Origin of the sequence: Croceibacterium selenioxidans (genome assembly GCF_018599195.1) — a bacterium.
Classification (GTDB): Bacteria; Pseudomonadota; Alphaproteobacteria; order Sphingomonadales; family Sphingomonadaceae; genus Croceibacterium_A; species Croceibacterium_A selenioxidans.
This window is the reverse complement of sequence record NZ_JAHFVK010000001.1, coordinates 1,058,359-1,077,634: the sequence shown is the minus strand read 5'-3', so window position 1 is coordinate 1,077,634 and position 19,276 is coordinate 1,058,359. Positions and strand designations below refer to the sequence as shown.

Annotated in this window: 17 protein-coding genes; 4 read left to right on the top strand and 13 right to left on the bottom strand. The window is 63.1% G+C overall.

Going from position 1 to position 19,276, the window contains the following annotated elements:
* Positions 1 to 16 precede the first annotated feature (16 nt).
* From KK137_RS05230 to dnaK, 11 genes are all read right to left on the bottom strand, one after another.
* Complete coding sequence (locus tag KK137_RS05230; RefSeq protein ID WP_214535079.1) at positions 17 to 2,281, bottom strand: ribonuclease R family protein; 2,265 nt, start codon at positions 2,279 to 2,281, stop codon at positions 17 to 19.
* A 21-nt stretch (positions 2,282 to 2,302) separates the two neighbouring features.
* On the bottom strand, positions 2,303 to 3,619 hold the full coding sequence (locus KK137_RS05225; protein WP_214535078.1) for a M28 family peptidase: 1,317 nt from the start codon (positions 3,617 to 3,619) through the stop codon (positions 2,303 to 2,305).
* 67 nt (positions 3,620 to 3,686) lie between these two features.
* Positions 3,687 to 5,228: an aminoacyl--tRNA ligase-related protein gene (locus tag KK137_RS05220; RefSeq protein ID WP_214535077.1), complete on the bottom strand. Its 1,542-nt coding sequence runs from the start codon at positions 5,226 to 5,228 to the stop codon at positions 3,687 to 3,689.
* 107 nt (positions 5,229 to 5,335) lie between these two features.
* Positions 5,336 to 5,911 carry a polyhydroxyalkanoate synthesis repressor PhaR gene (phaR, locus tag KK137_RS05215; RefSeq protein ID WP_214535075.1) on the bottom strand — a complete coding sequence of 192 codons (576 nt, stop codon included), beginning with the start codon at positions 5,909 to 5,911 and terminating at the stop codon, positions 5,336 to 5,338.
* A gap of 75 nt (positions 5,912 to 5,986) precedes the next feature.
* On the bottom strand, positions 5,987 to 7,036 hold the full coding sequence (alr, locus tag KK137_RS05210; RefSeq protein ID WP_214535074.1) for an alanine racemase: 1,050 nt from the start codon (positions 7,034 to 7,036) through the stop codon (positions 5,987 to 5,989).
* Positions 7,023 to 8,654, bottom strand: a complete 1,632-nt coding sequence (locus KK137_RS05205) for an MFS transporter (protein WP_214535073.1) — start codon at positions 8,652 to 8,654, stop codon at positions 7,023 to 7,025. Before KK137_RS05205 ends, alr begins: the two co-directional genes overlap by 14 nt.
* 43 nt (positions 8,655 to 8,697) lie before the next feature.
* Positions 8,698 to 9,129 (bottom strand): iron-sulfur cluster assembly scaffold protein, encoded by a 432-nt coding sequence (locus tag KK137_RS05200; protein ID WP_214535071.1) that lies wholly within the window; start codon positions 9,127 to 9,129, stop codon positions 8,698 to 8,700.
* A 5-nt stretch (positions 9,130 to 9,134) separates the two neighbouring features.
* Positions 9,135 to 9,668 (bottom strand): CvpA family protein, encoded by a 534-nt coding sequence (locus KK137_RS05195; protein WP_214535069.1) that lies wholly within the window; start codon positions 9,666 to 9,668, stop codon positions 9,135 to 9,137.
* Positions 9,669 to 9,679: 11 nt separating this feature from the next.
* Entirely contained in the window at positions 9,680 to 11,047 is a 1,368-nt protein-coding gene (gene radA / locus KK137_RS05190) for a DNA repair protein RadA (protein WP_214535068.1), read from the bottom strand.
* 65 nt (positions 11,048 to 11,112) lie between these two features.
* Positions 11,113 to 12,222, bottom strand: a complete 1,110-nt coding sequence (dnaJ, locus tag KK137_RS05185) for a molecular chaperone DnaJ (RefSeq protein ID WP_214535066.1) — start codon at positions 12,220 to 12,222, stop codon at positions 11,113 to 11,115.
* Between the two features lie 82 nt (positions 12,223 to 12,304).
* Positions 12,305 to 14,230: a molecular chaperone DnaK gene (gene dnaK, locus KK137_RS05180; RefSeq protein WP_214535065.1), complete on the bottom strand. Its 1,926-nt coding sequence runs from the start codon at positions 14,228 to 14,230 to the stop codon at positions 12,305 to 12,307.
* 170 nt (positions 14,231 to 14,400) lie between these two features.
* On the opposite strand from dnaK, the gene KK137_RS05175 reads away from it, so the two are divergent.
* From KK137_RS05175 to KK137_RS05160, 4 genes are all read left to right on the top strand, one after another.
* On the top strand, positions 14,401 to 14,868 hold the full coding sequence (locus KK137_RS05175; protein WP_214535063.1) for a copper chaperone PCu(A)C: 468 nt from the start codon (positions 14,401 to 14,403) through the stop codon (positions 14,866 to 14,868).
* Between the two features lie 86 nt (positions 14,869 to 14,954).
* Positions 14,955 to 15,398, top strand: coding sequence for a vgr related protein (locus tag KK137_RS05170; RefSeq protein WP_250893589.1), 444 nt, complete (start codon positions 14,955 to 14,957; stop codon positions 15,396 to 15,398).
* Between the two features lie 118 nt (positions 15,399 to 15,516).
* The gene (gene nhaC, locus KK137_RS05165; protein ID WP_214535062.1) at positions 15,517 to 17,028 is read left to right on the top strand and encodes a Na+/H+ antiporter NhaC; all 1,512 of its coding nucleotides are present in this window, start codon (positions 15,517 to 15,519) and stop codon (positions 17,026 to 17,028) included.
* A gap of 66 nt (positions 17,029 to 17,094) precedes the next feature.
* Positions 17,095 to 17,607: a PH domain-containing protein gene (locus KK137_RS05160; protein ID WP_250893588.1), complete on the top strand. Its 513-nt coding sequence runs from the start codon at positions 17,095 to 17,097 to the stop codon at positions 17,605 to 17,607.
* 12 nt (positions 17,608 to 17,619) lie between these two features.
* Here the strand turns inward: KK137_RS05160 and KK137_RS05155 are convergent, their stop codons facing one another.
* Entirely contained in the window at positions 17,620 to 18,204 is a 585-nt protein-coding gene (locus tag KK137_RS05155; protein ID WP_214535059.1) for a nucleotide exchange factor GrpE, read from the bottom strand.
* 12 nt (positions 18,205 to 18,216) lie between these two features.
* On the bottom strand, positions 18,217 to 19,260 hold the full coding sequence (gene hrcA, locus KK137_RS05150; protein ID WP_214535057.1) for a heat-inducible transcriptional repressor HrcA: 1,044 nt from the start codon (positions 19,258 to 19,260) through the stop codon (positions 18,217 to 18,219).
* Positions 19,261 to 19,276 lie beyond the last annotated feature (16 nt).

Sequence of the window (19,276 nt, the reverse complement as noted above, 5' to 3'; positions counted from 1 at the left end):
AGAGGAGAGGTCCGTCCTATTTCTTCCGCCCTCGGCCCTGATGACGAATGTTGCCTGGGCGTCCGCGCTGCCCTTGCGGAGGCTTGAAACGGCCCTTCTTCTTCGCTTCCGGCCTCGCACCGCGCGGCTCGATGCGCTGGCCGCCATCGCTACCCAGTGGCTCGAACTTGAGCGCGCCGGTCAACGGATTGGCCTCACCCAAGCGCAATTCGACCATGTCTCCGACGGCAAAACGAGTACCGCTATCCTCGCCGATCAGCGCCCTCGCCCCTTCATCGTAGCGGAAATACTCGCGGCCAAGCGACGAAACCGGCACCAGCCCGTCGCCACCCAGGCCGACGATGGTCGCGAAGAAGCCGAAGCTCTGCACGCCAGTAATTCTTGTCTTGAACGTCTCGCCAACGCGCCCGGAAAGCCAGGCGGCGACATAGCGGTCGATCGTGTCGCGCTCCGCCTCCATGGCCCGGCGTTCGGTCTGGCTGATTGCATCAGTGACCTTGGATAGGTCCTCGCGGTCCTTGTCCGACAGCCCGCTGGAAGGAGGCAAGTTACCCTTGGGCTTGGGCTGTTCGAGGTGGAAGGAATCGACCAGCGCCCGATGGACGAGGAGGTCGGCATAACGGCGGATCGGCGAGGTGAAGTGGGCGTAGCTGCCAAGTGACAGCCCGAAGTGCCCGGCATTCTGCGGACCGTAATAGGCCTGCGTCTGGCTGCGCAACACAGCCTCCATCACCAGCGCCTTTTCGCCTTCGTCGGCGATATCCTTGATCATCCGGTTGAACAGGCTCGGCGTGATGACCTGGCCGAGCGCGAGCTTCTTGCCGATGCTGGCGAAGTAGTCGCGAAGCGCTATCAGCTTCTCGCGGCTCGGTGGCTCGTGAACGCGATAGACAACCGGCGAAGCCTTGCTTTCGAGTGCCTTGGCAGCGGCCACGTTGGCCGCGATCATGAAATCCTCGACCACGCGGTGCGCGTCGAGCCGTTCCCGAATGGCAATTTCTGCGATGCGCCCTCGCTCGTCGAGGATGACGCGGCGCTCGGGCAGTTCGAGTTCAAGCGGATCGCGCGCCTCTCGAGCCCTGTGCAAAGCGCGCCAGGCGGCCCAGAGGTTCTGGAGGCTCTCATCCGCCTGTCCGGAATCGATCCGTGCCTGCGCGTCCTCGTAAGCGATAACCTCGGAAATGCGCACCAGTGCGCGGGTGAAGCGCCAGTCCTTCACCCGGCCGTTCGAATCGATATGAAGGTGGCAGGCCATCGCCGCGCGGTCTGCCCCTTCCTTGAGCGAGCAGACGTCCGCGCTAAGCACCTCGGGGAGCATCGGGACGACGCGATCGGGGAAATAGACCGAATTGCCGCGCCGGCGCGCTTCGCGGTCGGTCATGCCGCCGGGTCGCACGTAGAAGCTGACGTCGGCGATCGCGACCAGGGCGTTGAAGCCGCCTTCTCCGTCGGGCTCCGCCCAGATCGCATCGTCATGGTCGCGCGCGTCGGCCGGGTCGATGGCAACGATGGGCAGGTGTCGCAAATCCTCGCGCTGGTCCTCGCTCAGGGGTAACTTTGCGGCAAGCTCCGCCTCGGCCAGCGCTTCCTCGCGGAAGGTGTCCGGGATTCCGTACTTGTGGATCGCGATCAGGCTGTACGAGCGCGGCGCGAGCGGATCACCGAGCACCTCGACCACCTTGACGCCCGCGCGCGGCGAGCGCCCGGCGGGTTCGGCCAGCACGAGTTGCCCCGCCTCGGCCCCACCAAGATCGGCGATAGGTGAGGAATTGCGCACCCGCTTGTCGACCGGCGCGAGCCAGCCCTTGCCCGACCCGTCCAACTCGACCACGCCGAGAATCGCATCGTCGCGGGCGGGCAGCTTCTTCATCGAATGGGCGGTCCAACCGCCGCCGGTTTCTTCGGTACGAGCCAGCACGCGGTCACCGACCTTGAGTGCCGCCTGCTTCTTACCCTCGATCACTCGTAGGCGTGGCGGCGGAGTGGCATCGTCGGGATGCCAGGTGTCGGGAATAGCAATCGCCTCCCCATCGTCGACATCGACCACCCGTAACACGGTGACCTTGGGTACGCCGCCCATGCGGTGGAAGGCGGTTTTCTTGCCGTCGATCAAACCTTCCTCGGCCATGTCCTTGAGCAAGCGCTTGAGCGCGATCCGCTCCTGGCCCTTGAGACCAAACGCCTTGCCGATCTCCCGCTTGCCCGCCGGAGCATCGGACGTTTGGATGAATTCGAGGATTTGCTCGCGCGAAGGCAAGCCGGGGACAATTTTGCGCGGCATTGCCGCTATATGGGCGCAGCCTCAGTCGCCCACAAGCGGAGCGAACGCGCCGCCGGGGACAGCGCTGGCGATCGGACCTTCCGAACCGTCGGCAGCGATCGAACTGACACCGAAAAGCCAGTCATCGCCTCTTACGCCTTCGAGCTTAGCTTCGGTCTGGACAGCACCGGTCACTATCGGCGCCGCCTCCCATCCCGGAGCATCGGTTCGCCGACGCCAGATATTATATGAAACCGCGCCGGGCACCGAAGCCCACCGGATCGTGGTGAATGTCTGCACGGCCGCCTCGGCGGTCGAAGATGGGGGGAGAGGCGCCTTGGCGAGCGCATCCAGAGCGCGAACATTCAAGCGGGTGACTTTGGCCAGATAGGGGAAATCCATCTCGTCGATGGTGTCGCCGTAGGTCACACCGTTTTCGATTCGCAGGTCCTGATGTTGATGGTGGTAGTCTTCGACAGCGACCGAGAAGCGCACGGCCGGATAACCCTTGTCGAGGAACGGCAGTTGGTCGCCACCTCGTCCCATCCGGTCGGTCCGCCAGACTTGCCGCACGACGAGGTCGTTCCCGTCGGCAAGACCGGCAATGTAGCGCGAAAGATTACGACCGGGGCTGTCGTTCTCACCCCCAAAGCGCGCCATGGCATCGAGGGTTTCCTTGTTCACATCGGCGCGCGGCCCCTCCGAAAAGACGCGGACATGCGCCGCGTCGCAGAACCCATCCGATCCGCACGAACCCCCAACGATGTCGTTATTGAGCACCGCCTTCACGGTCCAGCCCTGCTCCGCGGCATAGTCTGCCAGGAGTTGCCCTCCGTAGAGCCCCTGCTCTTCTCCCGAGAGCAACGCGTAGACGATAGTAGTGGGATATTTGTGCTGCGAGAGTACCCGCGCCGCCTCGATCACCAGCGCTGTACCCGACCCGTCGTCATTGGCTCCCGGCGCGTCACTCGTTGCATCCATGACATCGGTTACGCGGCTATCGATGTGTCCCTGAACAATGACCACCTCGCTGGGCCGCTCGGTACCGCGCTGGATCGCAACCACGTTCACGAGCCGCGTCGGCTGGGGCACCCGCGTTCCGGAAATCATGCGTTCGGGAAGGACGATCTCCAGGCAATCGTTGCACGCCTTGCTCGCCGCCCGGAATTGCTGTTCGCCCCAGGCGCGCGCAGCGCCTATCCCGCGTTTGGGATCGTCTTGTGCCGACAGGGTGTGTCGTGTTCCGAAACCAACCAGTGCCTCGACATCGGAGCGCAAGCGCGTTTCCGACACCGCCTCCTCCTGGGCAAAAGCGGGGACAGCCAGGAAGGCGGCGGCGAGCGGAAGGAGAAGGCGCATCCGTTACCTATTCCGGCCCCGCGTTGTTGAGGCAAGCGAAAGCGCCCGGCAGCCCGCCAACCAGGGATCAATAGGAACGCGCGACGTAGATTCGCTCGACCGCGGACTCGCCCGTGAAGACACACTTGCCATTGGCGGGCGCGGCGTCGAGCGGGACGTTGCGGAAGGTAAGCTTCAGCGCCTTGAGCCGTTCCACGACCTTGTCGAGCGCTTCGCCCGTCGGCCGCGACCACTGGACTTCGACCCAGCCCGGGAACTTACGGTCTTCGCTGAAGTAGGCGGCGAGAGCCTCGAAGCTTTCGACATCGCGGACGATATTGGCCTCGCGCCGGTCGGTGGCTTCAGTGAGAAGACCCTGCTGGATATCCTCAAGCAAGCCCCCAATCGCTGCTCCGACCGCATCCCTTGAAGGCGTCTGGAATGCCGGCTTGCCATCCGCGCCCCACAGAGCGTCACGGCGCAGAAGGCTTACTGTCTCGCCATCCATGTCGCGCGGGCCGACCTCGATGATCACCGGGGCGCCTTTGCGCACCCAGTCCCACCGCTTGGCGGCAGCTTTGCCTGGACGTGAGTCGAGCAGGACGCGGATCTTTTCATCGAGCGCGCTCTGTGCGGCAATCGATGCGCGCAAGGCATCGCAATAGTCGAGCAGGGCTTGATCGCCCTCATTCTCACGGAGCATCGGCAGGATCACGACCTGGAATGGCGCGATGGCCGGGGGTACCCGCAAGCCGTCATCATCACCGTGAGTCATGATCACGCCGCCGATCATGCGCGTCGAGACACCCCAGCTGGTGGTATGCGCGAGTTGCTGGCCGCCCTCACGATCCTGAAAGCGAATATTGGCCGCGTCGGCAAAACTCGTGCCGAGATAGTGGGAGGTTCCGGCCTGGAGCGCCTTGCCGTCCTGCATCATGGCCTCGATTGACCAGGTCTCGACTGCACCCGGGAAGCGCTCATTCTCCGGCTTCTCGCCCGCGATCACGGGGAGTGCGAGCTGCTGCTCGGCGAAATCGCGATACATCTCCAGAGCCCGCATCGTCTCGCGCTTGGCATCTTCGCGGCTTTCGTGGGCCGTGTGCCCTTCTTGCCAGAGGAATTCGCTGGTGCGCAGGAACATACGGGTGCGCATTTCCCAGCGCACCACGTTGGCCCACTGGTTGAGCAAGAGGGGCAAGTCGCGCCAGGACTGAACCCAGCGGCTCATCGCATCGCCGATGATGGTCTCGGACGTCGGCCGCACCACGAGCGGCTCCTCAAGCTTGGCCTCGGGATCGGGTATAAGCCCGCCCTTCCCATCGGCGATCAGCCTGTGGTGGGTGACGACCGCCATTTCCTTGGCAAAGCCTTCGACATGCGCGGCCTCTCGCACGAAATTGCCGAGCGGAATGAACAGGGGGAAGTAAGCATTCTGCACCCCGGCCGCCTTGATGCGATCATCGAGCAGACGTTGCATCCGCTCCCAGATGCCGTAGCCCCAGGGCTTGATCACCATGCATCCTCGCACGCCCGATTCCTCGGCCATGTCGGCGGCTGAAATAACTTCCTGATACCACTGAGCGAAATCGTCTTCGCGCTTGATGGTCAGGGCGTGGCGAATGGCGGACATGGGACTACCTGCAGTGAATTGTTCGCCCGGCCCCTAGAGCCTAACCTGCCAGGAGGGAAGCTTCCGAGGGCACCGAGGAGCCGGTAATCGCCACTTGCGTGCGGCGGCTATTTGCCCAGTTCGTCCAGCTTTTTCTGCATAGCCGCCATTTGCGCCTTGAGCGCCTCCAACTCATCGCCAGAAGTTGGCGCGGGCTTGGGCGTTGCCTGAGGTTGGGCTGCTCCCGCGCCGACATTGTTACCCGGAATGAAAGCCCCGGCAGCGGCTTTGAACATCGCCATGTTGCTCTCGGCGAGTTTGGCCAATGCGTCGGGCCCCATGCTCGCGGTCCAGGTCTCCTGGATCTTGCGCTGATTGTTGCGGAAGTTTTCCATCGTCGCTTCGAGATAATGCGGCATCAGCGACTGCATCGAATTGCCGTACATCGCGATCAACTGGCGCAGGAAGCTGATCGGGAGCATCTGCTCTCCGCTGGCTTCCTCTTCCATGATGATCTGAGTCAGGATCGCGTGAGTGATGTCCGCGCCGGTCTTCGCATCGAGAACCTGAAAATCGATGCCGTTGCGCGTCATTCGCGAAAGGTCCTCGAGCGTGATGTAGCTCGACGACTGCGTATTGTAGAGCCGCCTGTTGGCGTACTTCTTGATAATGACGGGATCTGCGCCGGCCGCCGCTTCATCCATCAATCTTCTCCATTCTGCCCCCGATTGCGGCATTTTGCACTTGCAACAAGAATTGTGCAACGGGACGGTCGATAATTATTCTCGCAGGTATCGGCGACCCAGGGTCGTAAGTAATTCATATTGCGAAAGTCCCGTGATCGCAGAGGCTTCCGGAAGACTATATGGCACGTCGAGCCAGTCACCTTCACAAATGTTAGGTGCACTGCGGCAATCTACCACAACCATATCCATCGACACTCGGCCAAGTAGCGGCAAGTCCGATCCCTGAAACCGCAAGCGACCCCGTCCTGACCAGCAGCGCAGGAATCCGTCGGCATAGCCAAGGGATACGGTGGCGACGCGCATGGGCTCCCCAGCAGTGAAGGTGGCGTTGTAGCCAACGCTGTCTCCGGCCGCGAGATCGCGCACCTGCAACACCGCGGCCTGTGGACGGACTACTTGCCTGATCACGCCGTCGAGTTCAGGCCGCGGAACGCCACCATAAAGCGCGATGCCGGGCCGCGTCAGATCGAAAGCGTAGTCGCTTCCAAGGGCAATCCCCGCGCTGTTGGCGAGACTGCGCGACTTGGCGGGGATCTGCCTCGACACGTCTTCGAACGCGGCGAGCTGGCGCGCGTTTTGCGCCACGTCTTCGTCCGCCGAAGCGAGATGCGACAGCAGCGCGTTGATCTCGAGTTGCGCCAGCAAGGGGTCAGCAAGGGCCTCGAGGGGTAAACCAAGCCGATTGATGCCGGTGTCGACCATCAGGTCGCAGGGGCCACCGCCATTGTCGAGCCACAGCCGCGCCTGGTGCAGGCTATTGATGACCGGTCTAACCCCCGTCGCGCGCGCGAACTGGGCGTCTTCGGAGCGGATCGGCCCGTGCAACACCGCGACCGAGCCCGGCGCGACGTGGCGCAATACCTCGGGCACCTCACTCCAGTGGGCTACAAAGAAGTCGGCCGCGCCCGCCTCGCGTAGAATGGGCACGACCTTGTCGACGCCTAGACCATAGGCATTTGCCTTTACCGCCGCCCCGGCCCTCGCCGAGTGGGATAGCTTGTCCAAGGCTCGCCAATTGGTGGCCAAGGCGTCGCTGTCGAGTTGGAGGCGAAGTGTGGGAGGCGGCAGATCAGGTGAGTTCATCGGAAAAATCGCGTGGTGGACCGGAAGGGAGACCCCATACAGCGACCACTAGCGCGACAACCAGCAAGACCCAAGTGTACCAAAGCCCCGAGAAGATATTCCCTGTCAGTGCCACGATCGATCCGGCGATCAAGGGCAGGAACCCTCCGAAGTAACCGGTGCCGATGTGATAGGGGATCGACATCGAGCTGTAGCGTATCTGGGGCGGAAACATCTCGGACAGCAACGCGGCAACTGGACCGAACGTAGCGCCGGAGAGCGATCCCAGACCCACGAGAATCACCCAGATGCCGACCATGTTCGCAACGGGCGGCACCTGCTTCTCAAGGTTGTAGCCGTTCTGGGTCAGCCATTCGCGCATGGCCGAGCGGCGCGCGTCGCGATCGGACCAGGCCTCCTGATCGAGCGAGAAGACGGACTGCCCCGCTGACAACTGCAAGGTGGGCGCGGCAACGACGTCATAAGCGATGCCGATCGCGGTCAGGTCTTCCAGCAGCTGGCCGCACTTGGTGGCCTGCTTGGAAGCAAAGGGATTGAAGTCGCACTGCGGGCCCGAGATGACCACCGGGGCGTTGCGCGCACTCTCGGCCAGTTGGGGATTGGCTAGGGCGGCGATACCCCAGAACGCAGGGAACAGCGCCACCAGGGTAACGAAGTAGCCCCATACGATCGGCTTCTTGCGCCCGACCCTGTCCGACAGCCATCCGAAGTAGACGAAGAAGATCACCGCCACGAGCGATGCGGTGCCGACCAGGAGTTCGGCCACGGTGTCGTCCACCCGCATCGGTCCCTTGAGGAACGACAGCGCCGAGAACAACGCGGTGTAGAAGATGATCGTCAGGCCGCAGGCCACGCCGAACAGGGCGACAAAGATGCGCCGCTTGTTGCCGGGATAAGTAAAGCTTTCGATGAACGGATTGCGCGAGGTCCTGCCCTCGGTTTTCATGGCCTTGAACACCGGGCTTTCGTTGAGCTTGAGGCGCATCCATAGCGAAACGGCGAGCAAGGCGATCGAGAGGAGGAAAGGCACTCGCCAGCCCCACTCCTTGAAAGCGTCCTCGGGAATGAGGAAGCGGCAAGCGAGGACTACAAGCAGGCTCAGCACGAAGCCACCGATCACACTCGCCTGGATAAAGCTCGTGAAGAATCCGCGCCGACCCGGAGGCGAATGCTCGGCGACATAAATCGCTGCCCCTCCGTATTCGCCCCCCAGCGCCAAGCCCTGAAGAATACGCAGGAGCAGAACGATCAACGGCGCCGCGAGCCCGATCGTTTCGGCGCTCGGCACCATGCCGACACCGGCTGTCGCCACGCCCATGAGCGTCACCGTGACGAGGAACGTATACTTCCGCCCCAGCCTGTCCCCGAGATAGCCAAACAGGACCGCACCGAGGGGCCGGAAGCCGAACCCGACGGCGAAACCCGCCCACGTCAGAAGCAGCGAGAGTGTCTCATTGTCGGCGGGGAAGAACGCGTGACTGATATAGGCGGCAAGCGTGCCGTAGATGAAAAAATCGTACCACTCGAATACCGTGCCGATCGACGAAGCGCCAATGACGAGACGGATTTCCTTGGTGCTCGGTTCTGCAACCTGCGGCGCTGCCGAAATGCTAGCCATTACTCCCCCATTTTTCAATTTTCCCACTTTTCCAGTGGGTTAGTTAGCATTGGACTGGAGTGCTGGAAAGGGCGGCCAGCGCGGCCTTCCATGGCAAGAGGATAGCCCCGTGCCGGGCGGGATAGCCGCGGGCCGCGTCAATCAGCGCGAGGTCGGGCCATCCGGGCTGGGCTCCTTCCCCGGCGATCCAGGCTTCAAGCTGCTGAAGATCTCTTGTCAGGCGATCTGCGTCCCGACCGTGAGCGTGGCGGGCAAATATGGCGGCAGAGGCCTGGCCCACGGCGCAGGCGCGCACTCGCATACCCAGCCGGCCGATTGCCCCATTGTCCTCAAGAGCGACATCCATCGCGAGAGTACTTCCGCAAGTCGGCGACCTGGCCTCGCCATGCAGCGGGGCATTTTCCAGGGGAGGCCAAGTACTCAACTCGACCGCGAGGGCCAGCAACTCGGGCGTATAGAGGCGAGCGGAACTCATGGCGCTCAATCCGGGCTTTCCTCCACGTCCTGTCCCGAACTCAACAGGGCTTCTTCCCGCTCCTGTATCAGCTTTACCATTGCATCGGCACTGGCGCTAACGAAGGGGTAGGTGCGCGCTGTCGTCATCCAGGTGGGACGGCCCCCCACCCCCCAGATGGAATCGTAGCCCAGCACGAGCAGCGAGAATGCGATGATCACGATCACCACGCCCTTGACCGCGCCGAACCCGAAGCCAAGCACGCGATCGAATGGGCCGAGCACCGAGTTCCGGCTCGCGCGTCCGATCCGCCCTGCAATGAGCCGGACCAGGATATAGGGAACGAGCAGCAGGAGCACGAACGCCAGGACCGCCGCACCCGAGGGTGTCCCGATGTATGAGTAGAGAGCACTCGTAAGGTCGGTATGGAGGAAGCGGATGGCAATCACCGCCAGAATCCACGCCCCGAGCGAAAGGACTTCCTGCACGAAGCCGCGCATGAAGCCGCCAACCGCCCCCACGCCGACGATCAGCAGGACCAAAATATCGAAACCCGTCATCGGTGCCGAATCTAAGCCGAGCCGATTATCCGGTCAACGAGCTTGGGAAGACTTTCCAGCCCGAAATAACGCAGGCCGGCGAGGTCCTTAAGCCCGTCCTCCGGACCGCATCCCGTGTCGAATCCAAGCTTGGACGCCTCACGCAGCCGCAGGCCCGCATGAGCGACCGGGCGCACTTCTCCGGAGAGCGATACTTCACCAAACCAGATCGCCCGCAAAGGTAGCGGCTTATCCGCCAAAGCCGAGACGAGCGCCGCCGCCACCGCAAGGTCCGCCGCCGGATCGGTCAGGCGATAGCCACCAGCGACGTTGAGATAGACCTCCGCCGACGAGAAACTCAGCCCGCAACGCGCCTCGAGCACGGCGAGCAACATGGCGAGCCTGCCGCTGTCCCACCCGACAACCGCACGCCGCGGCGTGGCACCCGATTGCAGGCGAACGATAAGCGCCTGGACCTCGACAAGAACCGGCCTCGTTCCCTCCAGCGCTGGAAAGACCGAGCTGCCCGCTAACGGCTGCTCCCGGCCGGACAGGAACAGCATCGACGGGTTCGACACTTCGGCGAGCCCGTGCCCCTCCATCGCGAATACGCCGATTTCCTCAACAGCACCGAAGCGATTCTTGAGCGCGCGCAGGATCCGGTACTGGTGGCTGCGCTCCCCCTCAAAACTCATCACCACGTCGACCATGTGTTCGAGCACGCGCGGGCCCGCAATCGTGCCATCCTTTGTGACGTGACCGACAAGCACCAGCGCGACGCCATTTTCCTTGGCATAGCGGATCAGCTCGAACGCGCTCGCGCGGACCTGGCTTACCGAGCCGGGAGCGCCTTCGATCGTGTCCGAGTGCATCGTCTGAATCGAATCGACCACCAGCAGCGCTGGAGGCGGCGCGGAATTGAGGGTCGTGAGGATGTCGCGCACCGAAGTGGCCGCGGCGAGCCCCAGCGGCGCGCCAGCGAGGCCCAGCCTCGCCGCCCGCAACCGCACCTGGCCGGTGGCTTCCTCGCCACTGATGTAGACTGTCGGGGCGCCCGACTTGGCCATCGCCGCCGCAGCCTGGAGGAGCAGCGTCGACTTTCCGATGCCAGGCTCACCGCCCATGAGGATCGCTGAGCCGGGGACAATCCCGCCGCCCAGGGCCCTGTCGAATTCCGCGAGGCCGGTGCTCCGACGGACTAGCGGTTCAGATGGAGCGTCGAGCGCTTCGAGCACCACGGGGCGCCCGCCGGTCGACAAGTCATGACGCATGGAGAACACCGTTCCCGGTGCTTCCTCCACCAATGTGTTCCATTGTGAGCAGTCGACGCACTGACCCTGCCAGCGTGTCGCGACACTCCCGCATTCGGTGCAGACATAGCGGCGTTTGGGCTTGGCCATGCCTCAGAGGTATCCGGAACGAAAAGGGAACGCAAGAGGCGTTCCGCTGATCCCCCCTATTTCACTCAGCCCTTTAGCGCGCTCTTCAGTTTAGCGAAGAAGCCCGCACTTTCAGGACATTCTTCCCCCGTCTCGGTCTCCTGGAATTCTCGCAGGAGTTCCTTTTGACGGGCACTGAGCTTGGTCGGAGTCTCCACCTGGATTTCCACGACCAGATCACCCCTGCCGCGCCCCTGCAGAACCGGCATGCCCGCGCCGCGCTTGCGCAACTGGCGTGCTGATTGAATGCCGGCGGGAATTTCGATCGAGTGGATCTCTCCGTCGAGACCCGGAATGTCGATCGTGCCTCCCAAAGCCGCGGTCGAGAAACTGATCGGCGCCCGCGTGAACAGCGCGGTTCCTTCACGCTCGAACACGGGGTGCCCCTTGACGTGCACGAAGATGTAGAGATCGCCGGGAGGCGCGCCCATGGGGCCCGCCTCGCCTTTGCCGGAAAGGCGGATGCGGGTGCCGTTATCCACGCCCGGCGGAACGTCCACCGACAAGGCCTGGACCTTGTCCACCCGTCCTTCGCCACGGCATTCGCGGCAGGGGCTTTCGATAACTTCGCCACTGCCATGGCAGTTGGGGCATGGTCGCTCAATCACGAACAGGCCCTGATGCGCGCGAACCTTGCCGCGGCCGGCGCACAACTCGCAACCTCGCCGTGCCGTGCCCGGGGTGGCGCCTGAACCCTGGCAGGGCTCGCAAGTGACCGAGACTTCCATCTTGATCTCGGTGTTCTTGCCGTGAAACGCGTCCTCGAGCGTTACCTCGAGATCGTAGCGCAGATCCGCGCCGCGCCGAGGGCGACTGCGCCCCGCGGCGCCGCCAAAAGCGCTGCCAAAGATCGTTTCGAAAATGTCGCCGAGATCGCCGAAGTCCGCCTGCGGACCGCCGCCGCCCATTCCTTGCTGGAACGCGGCATGGCCGTACCTGTCATAGGCAGCCCGCTTCTGCGGGTCCTTGAGACAGTCGTAAGCGACGCTGATCGACTTGAATTTGGCTTCGTTGTCCTTGCACCCGTTGTTGCGATCCGGGTGAAATTCCATGGCCAGCCGCCGGTAGGCGGACTTGATCGTACGATCGTCCGCGTCACGGCTGACGCCAAGCACTTCGTAATAATCGGCTTCCATCGAAGGCACGTCCAAAACCCCCAGGCCCTAACCGCCACCGGCGCGGAGTGCACCGGTGGCGAATGAGGCGTCCATCAGGACATCAGCCCTTGTTGTCTTCGTCTACTTCCGAGAACTCGGCATCCACGACTTCTTCGCCGCCGGCATCGCCACCACTCGGAGCATCCGCCGAGGGAGAGGCCGCTGAAGCCTGTTCCTTCTCGTAGATCTGCTGTCCCATCTTCATCGCAAGATCCGTCAGCGCCTGCGCCTTGGCCTTGATCGCCTCGACGTCACCGCCGTCGATAGCTGTCTTGGTTTCGGCGAGCGCCGCCTCGATCTCCGACTTGAGGCCGCCGTCGATCTTGTCGCCGTGTTCCTCAAGCTGCTTCTCGGTCGCGTGAACAAGGCTGTCCGCATTGTTCCTGGCTTCCGCCGACTCGCGCCGCTTCTTGTCCTCTTCGGCGAACTTCTCGGCGTCCTGGACCATCTGGTCGATGTCGGCGTCGCTGAGACCGCCCGAGGCCTGAATGCGGATCTGCTGTTCCTTGCCAGTGCCCTTGTCCTTGGCGCTGACATTGACGATGCCGTTGGCGTCGATATCGAAGGTAACCTCAATCTGCGGCACGCCACGCGGAGCCGACGGAATGCCGACGAGGTCGAACTGGCCGAGCAGCTTGTTGTCGCCCGCCATCTCGCGTTCGCCCTGGAACACGCGGATCGTCACCGCCTGCTGGTTGTCCTCGGCGGTCGAATAGACCTGGCTCTTCTTGGTCGGGATCGTGGTGTTGCGGTCGATCATCTTGGTCATGATGCCGCCGAGCGTCTCGATGCCCAGCGAAAGCGGGGTCACGTCGAGCAGCAGCACGTCCTTGACGTCGCCCTGAAGCACACCGGCCTGAATCGCCGCGCCCATGGCCACGACTTCGTCCGGATTGACGCCGACATGCGGCTCCTTGCCGAAGAACTCCTTCACGGTCTCGCGAACCTTGGGCATGCGCGTCATGCCGCCGACGAGAACAACGTCGTCGATGTCGCTGGCCTTGAGGCCGGCGTCGGCGAGCGCCTTCTTCATCGGTTCCTTGGTCCGCTCGATAAGCGGCGCGACCATCTTTTCGAGGTCGGCACGCGTCACGGTCTCGACGAGGTGCAGCGGAGTGGTGCTGCCACCTTCCATGCGAGCGGTGATGAAGGGCAGGTTGATTTCAGTGGTAGCCGTGCTCGAAAGCTCGATCTTCGCCTTCTCGGCCGCTTCCTTCAGGCGCTGAAGAGCGAGCTTGTCGGTCTTCAGGTCCATGTTTTCCTTGGCTTTGAACCTGTCGGCCAGCCATTCGACCAGCTTGGAGTCGAAGTCCTCGCCACCCAGGAAGGTGTCGCCGTTGGTCGACTTCACCTCGAACACGCCGTCGCCGATCTCGAGGATCGAGACGTCGAAGGTGCCACCGCCAAGGTCGTAGACCGCGATGGTCTTGCCGTCGTTCTTCTCGAGGCCATAGGCCAGCGCCGCCGCAGTCGGCTCGTTGATGATGCGCAGCACTTCGAGGCCCGCGATCTGGCCGGCATCCTTGGTCGCCTGGCGCTGAGCGTCGTTGAAGTAAGCCGGGACCGTGATGACGGCCTGGGTGACGGTCTCCCCGAGATAACTCTCGGCGGTTTCCTTCATCTTCTGCAGGATGAACGCGCTGATCTGGCTGGGCGAATAGTCTTCGCCGCCGGCCCTGACCCAGGCGTCGCCGTTCTTACCCTTGACGATCGTGTATGGGACGAGCTCGGTGTCCTTCTTGGTCACCGGATCGTCGTAGCGGCGGCCGATCAGGCGCTTCACCGCGAAAATCGTGTTGTCGGGGTTGGTCACTGCCTGGCGCTTCGCCGGCTGACCGATCAGACGTTCCCCATCCTTGGTGAAGGCGACGATCGACGGAGTGGTCCGCGCGCCTTCCGAATTCTCAATAACCTTGGGCTTCCCCCCATCCATAACTGCAACGCAGCTGTTGGTCGTGCCAAGATCGATACCGATAACTTTTGCCATAGATGTTCCCCACATCCTCTTAAGACTTGGACGCCGCCCATCGGCCTCCCCTGTTCCGGGCGAGGTCACTCGGCAGCTCGATTACGCGGCGGATATAGGTGGGCTTTAGCTTGGCACAAGAGCGCCATCGGTATAGCGTTGCGAAAGGGGTTCATGAGGGGGAGAGTGAAATGAAAAGAACCGTTTGGGCCGCCCTGGCTCTGACCGTCGGAACGATAGGTCTGGCGGGGTGTGGCGAACAGCCTTCGGAAGCCGAAGCGAAACCGGTCGGACCGGCGGGAATCAGCGCCGCTAATGGCCGGATCATGCTATCCGCGGTGTCGGGCAATCCCGCAGCCGCGTACTTCGATGTGACCAACAGCGGAAATCACGACTGGATGATCCGCGCGGCCTCCGTGCAGGGGGCCCAGGGCGCCACGATGCATGTCACCCAGGACGGTGCGATGCAGGAAACGCTGCAGGTCATGGTCAAGGGTGGCGAGACCGTGAAGTTCGAGCCCGGCGGCCTCCACGTGATGGTGGACGGACTTCCTGACACGGCGAAAGCGGGCACCAAGGCCGACGTGACACTGACCTTCGTCGGTGGCGACAAGGTCACCTTTCCCGCCGAAATCCGCGCCGCCGGCGACGAGCGCTGACGGATACGCCGACAAACATAGGGGCGACCTGTCCGGCCGGCGGAGCAAGACGGCTCACCGACGGCGAGGTCGCCCTCGCCTCAAGCTTGTTCGGCAGCGCGATCGACTATGGCGCGGTTCGCGTTCACCGCCGCAAGTGGTGGCCCTTCCAGCCGAGACGGATCGTCATGGCGCCCGACGGACACATCTGGGTCCATCCCAAAAGCCCCAACTGGCGCGACGACTACTCGCAAGCCGACCTTGGCCTCCAGGGGCTGTTCATCCATGAAATGACCCACGTCTGGCAGGCCCAGCGCAAAGGCAAATGGTACTTGCCGCTGATGAGGCATCCCTTCTGTCGGTACAGCTACACTTTCGTCCAGGGCCGACCCTTCGACCGATATGGGATCGAACAACAGGCCGAGATCGTCCGTCACGCCTTTCTCCAACGGCGCAACGTGCAACCGCGAGGGGCGGTGGACCTCGCTCACCTGGAAAAAACTCTGCCCTTTGCACAGGGCGTTGCATCGGACCGCCCCACGCATGCTTGAGGGTTTATCCCAACTAGCGGGGTAACCGCCTTCGTCTAATCTCCGGTTGAAGGAGAGCGATGGCGCAAATGCCCTATAGACAGACCGAACGATCACCGCATTGCCGGACCTCAAGGGCATGAGTGTCGAGGACTTCGTCGCGACCGTCCCGCCGGACAAGCAACCAACCTATTTCGAAGCGCTGCTGCCGCTCCTTGTCCTGACCCTGCTGGTCGGGGGCTCGGTGGCGCTGTTCGGCCTCGATGCGATGAACGGGCCCCTGCAAGTCGGGATGCTGCTCTCGGCCATGACGGCCTCGATCATCGTCCTGCGTAAAGGCCATTCCTGGGAGGCCGTCTCCGAAGCGAGCCGCCGGGGCGTGGCCTCCGTCGTCAGTGCGATCTTCATCCTCCTGGCCGTGGGCGGGCTGATCGGCTCATGGAACATGTCGGGCACGATACCGACCCTGGTCTATTACGGATTGGCGGTCATCAATCCCAACTGGTTCTACGTCGCGAGCCTCATCGTGTGCGCCGCCATTTCGCTTGGCATCGGCAGTTCCTGGACGACCGTGGGTACAGTTGGCGTGGGCCTGATGGGTCTGGCCTGGCTGGCGGGCGTCTCACCCGCCATTACCGCGGGCGCGGTGGTGGCCGGGGCCTATACCGGCGACAAGCTTTCTCCGCTCTCGGAGACGACCATCCTCGCGGCGCAGTTGACCAATAACGATCTCTATACCCACCTCCGCTACCAGGCCCTGGTCAGTGCGCCCGCGTTTCTGATCGCGGCGATAGGCTTACTGGTGCTCGGGTTCGTCGGAGCGCCCCCCACGGCCGGGCAGGATCTGATCTACTCGGAGCTCGGGGCTCTCGACCAGTTGTTCTGGATCACCCCGATCAACCTGCTTCCGCTTCTCTTGCTGATAGTGCTGTCCGTTAGAAAGGTCCCCGCCTCGCTGGCACTCATGATCTCGTCGCTGTTTGCCGGCGTCCTGGCCTGCTTCACCCAACCTCATGCCGTGTTGGCGATGGCGAGCGAACCGGCGGGCAGCACCCTCGCCTCGTATATTGCGGGTGTGTGGCAGGTCATCGCAACCGGCTTCGAAGCCAACACCGGCATCGAGCCGGTGGACGACCTCGTTTCTCGTGGCGGCATGGCAAGCATGCTCCTCACCATCTGGCTTATCATCGCGGCGCTCGCCTTCGGTTCGATTCTCGACGAGTTCGGCTTCTTATCGAAGCTTGTCACCCCGCTGCTTACCCGCGCCAAACACACCGGTAGCCTCATCGCCACCTCGATCTGCACCGCGATCGGGCTCAACATCGTGACGGCGGATCAATATGTTGCCGTCGTCCTGCCTACCCGGCTCTTCAGGGTCGAGTTCCAAACGCGTGGGCTCTCAAGCCTCAATCTCTCGCGCGCCGTATCCAACGGAGGTATCGTCACGGCGCCACTGGTGCCGTGGAACTCGTGCGGCGCCTATATGGCCGCGGTGCTCGGCGTACCGACCCTTGCCTACTTGCCCTATGCGATCTTCAACTACGCGAGCCCGCTGCTCGACATGCTCTACGGGTTTACTGGGTTCCGGATCGCAAAGATCTCAGCCGAGGAGGCGGCGCAAGTCGCCGCTTCTTCCCCACCCGAAGCCTGAGTTGCAGCGAAACCCTGCTTCAAATCGCCTTTCGCCGTGCTAATTTGGCCCTCGGACTTTTGGGGGATGACCATGACCGAACCGTTGCTCGACAGCTACCGCTCTTCGCTGAGCGGGTGGTTAAGAGGCACGGCGTTCGGTCTCGGGACAATCCTGCTCGGCATTGCCGGCTTTGCCATCCTGATCGCCAAGGCTGGCAACTGGGGCGCCTGGCCTCTGCTGCTGACTCTCCTCGCCTTGGTGATCGTCTTCGCCAAATGGCTCCAGACGATGGCCGCGAAGTACGAGCTGACCAGCGAACGGCTGATCGTGCGCCGCGGAATCATCTTCAAGAGCATCGACGAGGTCGAGCTCTATCGCGTCAAGGACGTGCGGATCGACTTTACCTTGCTAAACCAGTGGGTCGGCATCGGTACCGTGACCATCACGTCGAGCGACGAAACCACGCGGATCAACGAGCTCAAGATGCGTCACATCGGCGAAGCTCAGGCGCGGCGCGAGAACCTGCGTCGCCTGGTCGATACGGCACGCCGTCAGCGCGGCGTGCGCGAAATCGACATGGTTCACGAAGACTTGTGAGGTGAGCCGGAGTTATTCCGGCTTCTTCGCCACCCCCACCATCGCGGGCCGCAACAGGCGGTCCTTGATCATGTAGCCGGCCTGCATTTCCTGCACGACGGTGCCCGGCTCGGCGTCGTTGGTCGGGATTTCGAGCATGGCCTGGTGCTGGTTCGGATCGAGCGGCAGACCCTTGGCCGCAATGCGGGTAATTCCGTGCAGCCCAAAGACCTTGTCCAGCTCCCGCTGGGTGGCCTCGATCCCGGCGAAGAAGTTCTTGAGCTTCTCATCCTCGCGCATTTCGGCCGGAAAGTGGTCGATGGCGCGGGACAGATTGTCGGCTACCGAAAGGATGTCCCGGGCGAAGCCCGTCGCCGCGTAAGTACGCGCGTCCTGGATATCCTTCTCCATCCGCCGCCGCACGTTCTGCACCTCTGCGCGGGCGTAGAGCATGTCCTGCTGGGCCTGTTCGAGGTCGCCTCTCAGAGACGCAAGCGCGTTCTCAAGCGAATGAGCGCCTTCGCCTCCTTCGGCACCTTTATCGAGCAGTTCGTCCGGAACCCCGGCCAATTCCTTCTCGACCGCCTCATCGCGCGGATTTTCGTTTTCGTTAGTCATCATTTCCGGTTTTCAGCCAATGCGTCTGCCCAGAGATCGAGCAGTGAAATCCACCATGGGCACGATACGCGCGTAATTCAACCGCGTGGGCCCGATCACTCCGAGCACACCGACGACGCGGCCCTCGCGATCCCGATAGGGTGCCGCGATTACCGACGAGCCCGATAGCGCAAACAGCCGATTCTCGCTGCCGATGAATATCCGAGTCGCTTCCGCCTCGCGCGCGCTGTCGAGCAGTTCGGCAACCGATTGCTTGTTCTCGAGATCGTCGATCAGCGAACGGACCCGATCGATATCGCCGAGTGCGGTGTCATCGAGAAGCTTCGCTTGCCCTCGCACGATCAACACCGGGCGCCGCGCCGCGTCTTCGCTCCAGATCGCCAGGCCGCGTTCGACGAGGTCGCGGCTCGCCGAGTCGAGCGCCGACCGGCCCGACGCGATCTCCGCCTTCATCCCAAGCGCTGCTTCAGCCAGGGTTCGCCCGGCGAGATGGGCAGAGATGTAGTTCGAGGCTTCCTGCAGCGAAGACGATCCCGTTCCGGCGGGCAAATGCAGGAGACGGTTTTCGACCGAACCATCCTGCCCCACCAGCACGGCAAGCGCGCGCCCCTGATCGAGGGCGACCAGGCTCATCTGCGCCAGCCTGGCATCGCGCCGGGGGACCATGACCATGCCGGCGGCGCCGGAAATCTCCGACAGGACCGCGCTGGTCGCCTCGATCGCCGCCTCGATCGGCCCCGGCTGCGCCAGGCGTCGTTCGATCGCCGCACGCTCTTCCGCGCTCGGCTGGGCAACCTGCATCATTCCGTCGACGAACAGCCGCAACCCCGACTCCGTCGGCATACGCCCGGCGCTCGTGTGGGGCGCGGCCAGGAGGCCCCTCGCTTCCAACTCACTCAGCACCGAACGGATCGACGCTGGAGAGAGATTGAGCACCCCTTCGCTTGCCAGAGTCCTCGACCCCACGGGAATCCCGCTCTCGAGGTAACCTTCCACCACAAGGCGGAAGATTTCCCGGGCGCGATCGCTCAATTCTGTAAGCGGGGGTGTGGGCATGACAGGCGGCTATCTA

What these genes read in the sequence shown, in the direction of transcription:
- KK137_RS05230 (WP_214535079.1), bottom strand. Translation starts at nt 2,281, where the DNA reads ATGCCGCGCAAAATTGTCCCCGGCTTGCCTTCGCGCGAGCAAATCCTC.
- KK137_RS05225 (WP_214535078.1), bottom strand. Translation starts at nt 3,619, where the DNA reads ATGCGCCTTCTCCTTCCGCTCGCCGCCGCCTTCCTGGCTGTCCCCGCT.
- KK137_RS05220 (WP_214535077.1), bottom strand. Translation starts at nt 5,228, where the DNA reads ATGTCCGCCATTCGCCACGCCCTGACCATCAAGCGCGAAGACGATTTC.
- phaR (WP_214535075.1), bottom strand. Translation starts at nt 5,911, where the DNA reads ATGGATGAAGCGGCGGCCGGCGCAGATCCCGTCATTATCAAGAAGTAC.
- alr (WP_214535074.1), bottom strand. Translation starts at nt 7,036, where the DNA reads ATGAACTCACCTGATCTGCCGCCTCCCACACTTCGCCTCCAACTCGAC.
- KK137_RS05205 (WP_214535073.1), bottom strand. Translation starts at nt 8,654, where the DNA reads ATGGCTAGCATTTCGGCAGCGCCGCAGGTTGCAGAACCGAGCACCAAG.
- KK137_RS05200 (WP_214535071.1), bottom strand. Translation starts at nt 9,129, where the DNA reads ATGAGTTCCGCTCGCCTCTATACGCCCGAGTTGCTGGCCCTCGCGGTC.
- KK137_RS05195 (WP_214535069.1), bottom strand. Translation starts at nt 9,668, where the DNA reads ATGACGGGTTTCGATATTTTGGTCCTGCTGATCGTCGGCGTGGGGGCG.
- radA (WP_214535068.1), bottom strand. Translation starts at nt 11,047, where the DNA reads ATGGCCAAGCCCAAACGCCGCTATGTCTGCACCGAATGCGGGAGTGTC.
- dnaJ (WP_214535066.1), bottom strand. Translation starts at nt 12,222, where the DNA reads ATGGAAGCCGATTATTACGAAGTGCTTGGCGTCAGCCGTGACGCGGAC.
- dnaK (WP_214535065.1), bottom strand. Translation starts at nt 14,230, where the DNA reads ATGGCAAAAGTTATCGGTATCGATCTTGGCACGACCAACAGCTGCGTT.
- KK137_RS05175 (WP_214535063.1), top strand. Translation starts at nt 14,401, where the DNA reads ATGAAAAGAACCGTTTGGGCCGCCCTGGCTCTGACCGTCGGAACGATA.
- nhaC (WP_214535062.1), top strand. Translation starts at nt 15,517, where the DNA reads ATGAGTGTCGAGGACTTCGTCGCGACCGTCCCGCCGGACAAGCAACCA.
- KK137_RS05160 (WP_250893588.1), top strand. Translation starts at nt 17,095, where the DNA reads ATGACCATGACCGAACCGTTGCTCGACAGCTACCGCTCTTCGCTGAGC.
- KK137_RS05155 (WP_214535059.1), bottom strand. Translation starts at nt 18,204, where the DNA reads ATGACTAACGAAAACGAAAATCCGCGCGATGAGGCGGTCGAGAAGGAA.
- hrcA (WP_214535057.1), bottom strand. Translation starts at nt 19,260, where the DNA reads ATGCCCACACCCCCGCTTACAGAATTGAGCGATCGCGCCCGGGAAATC.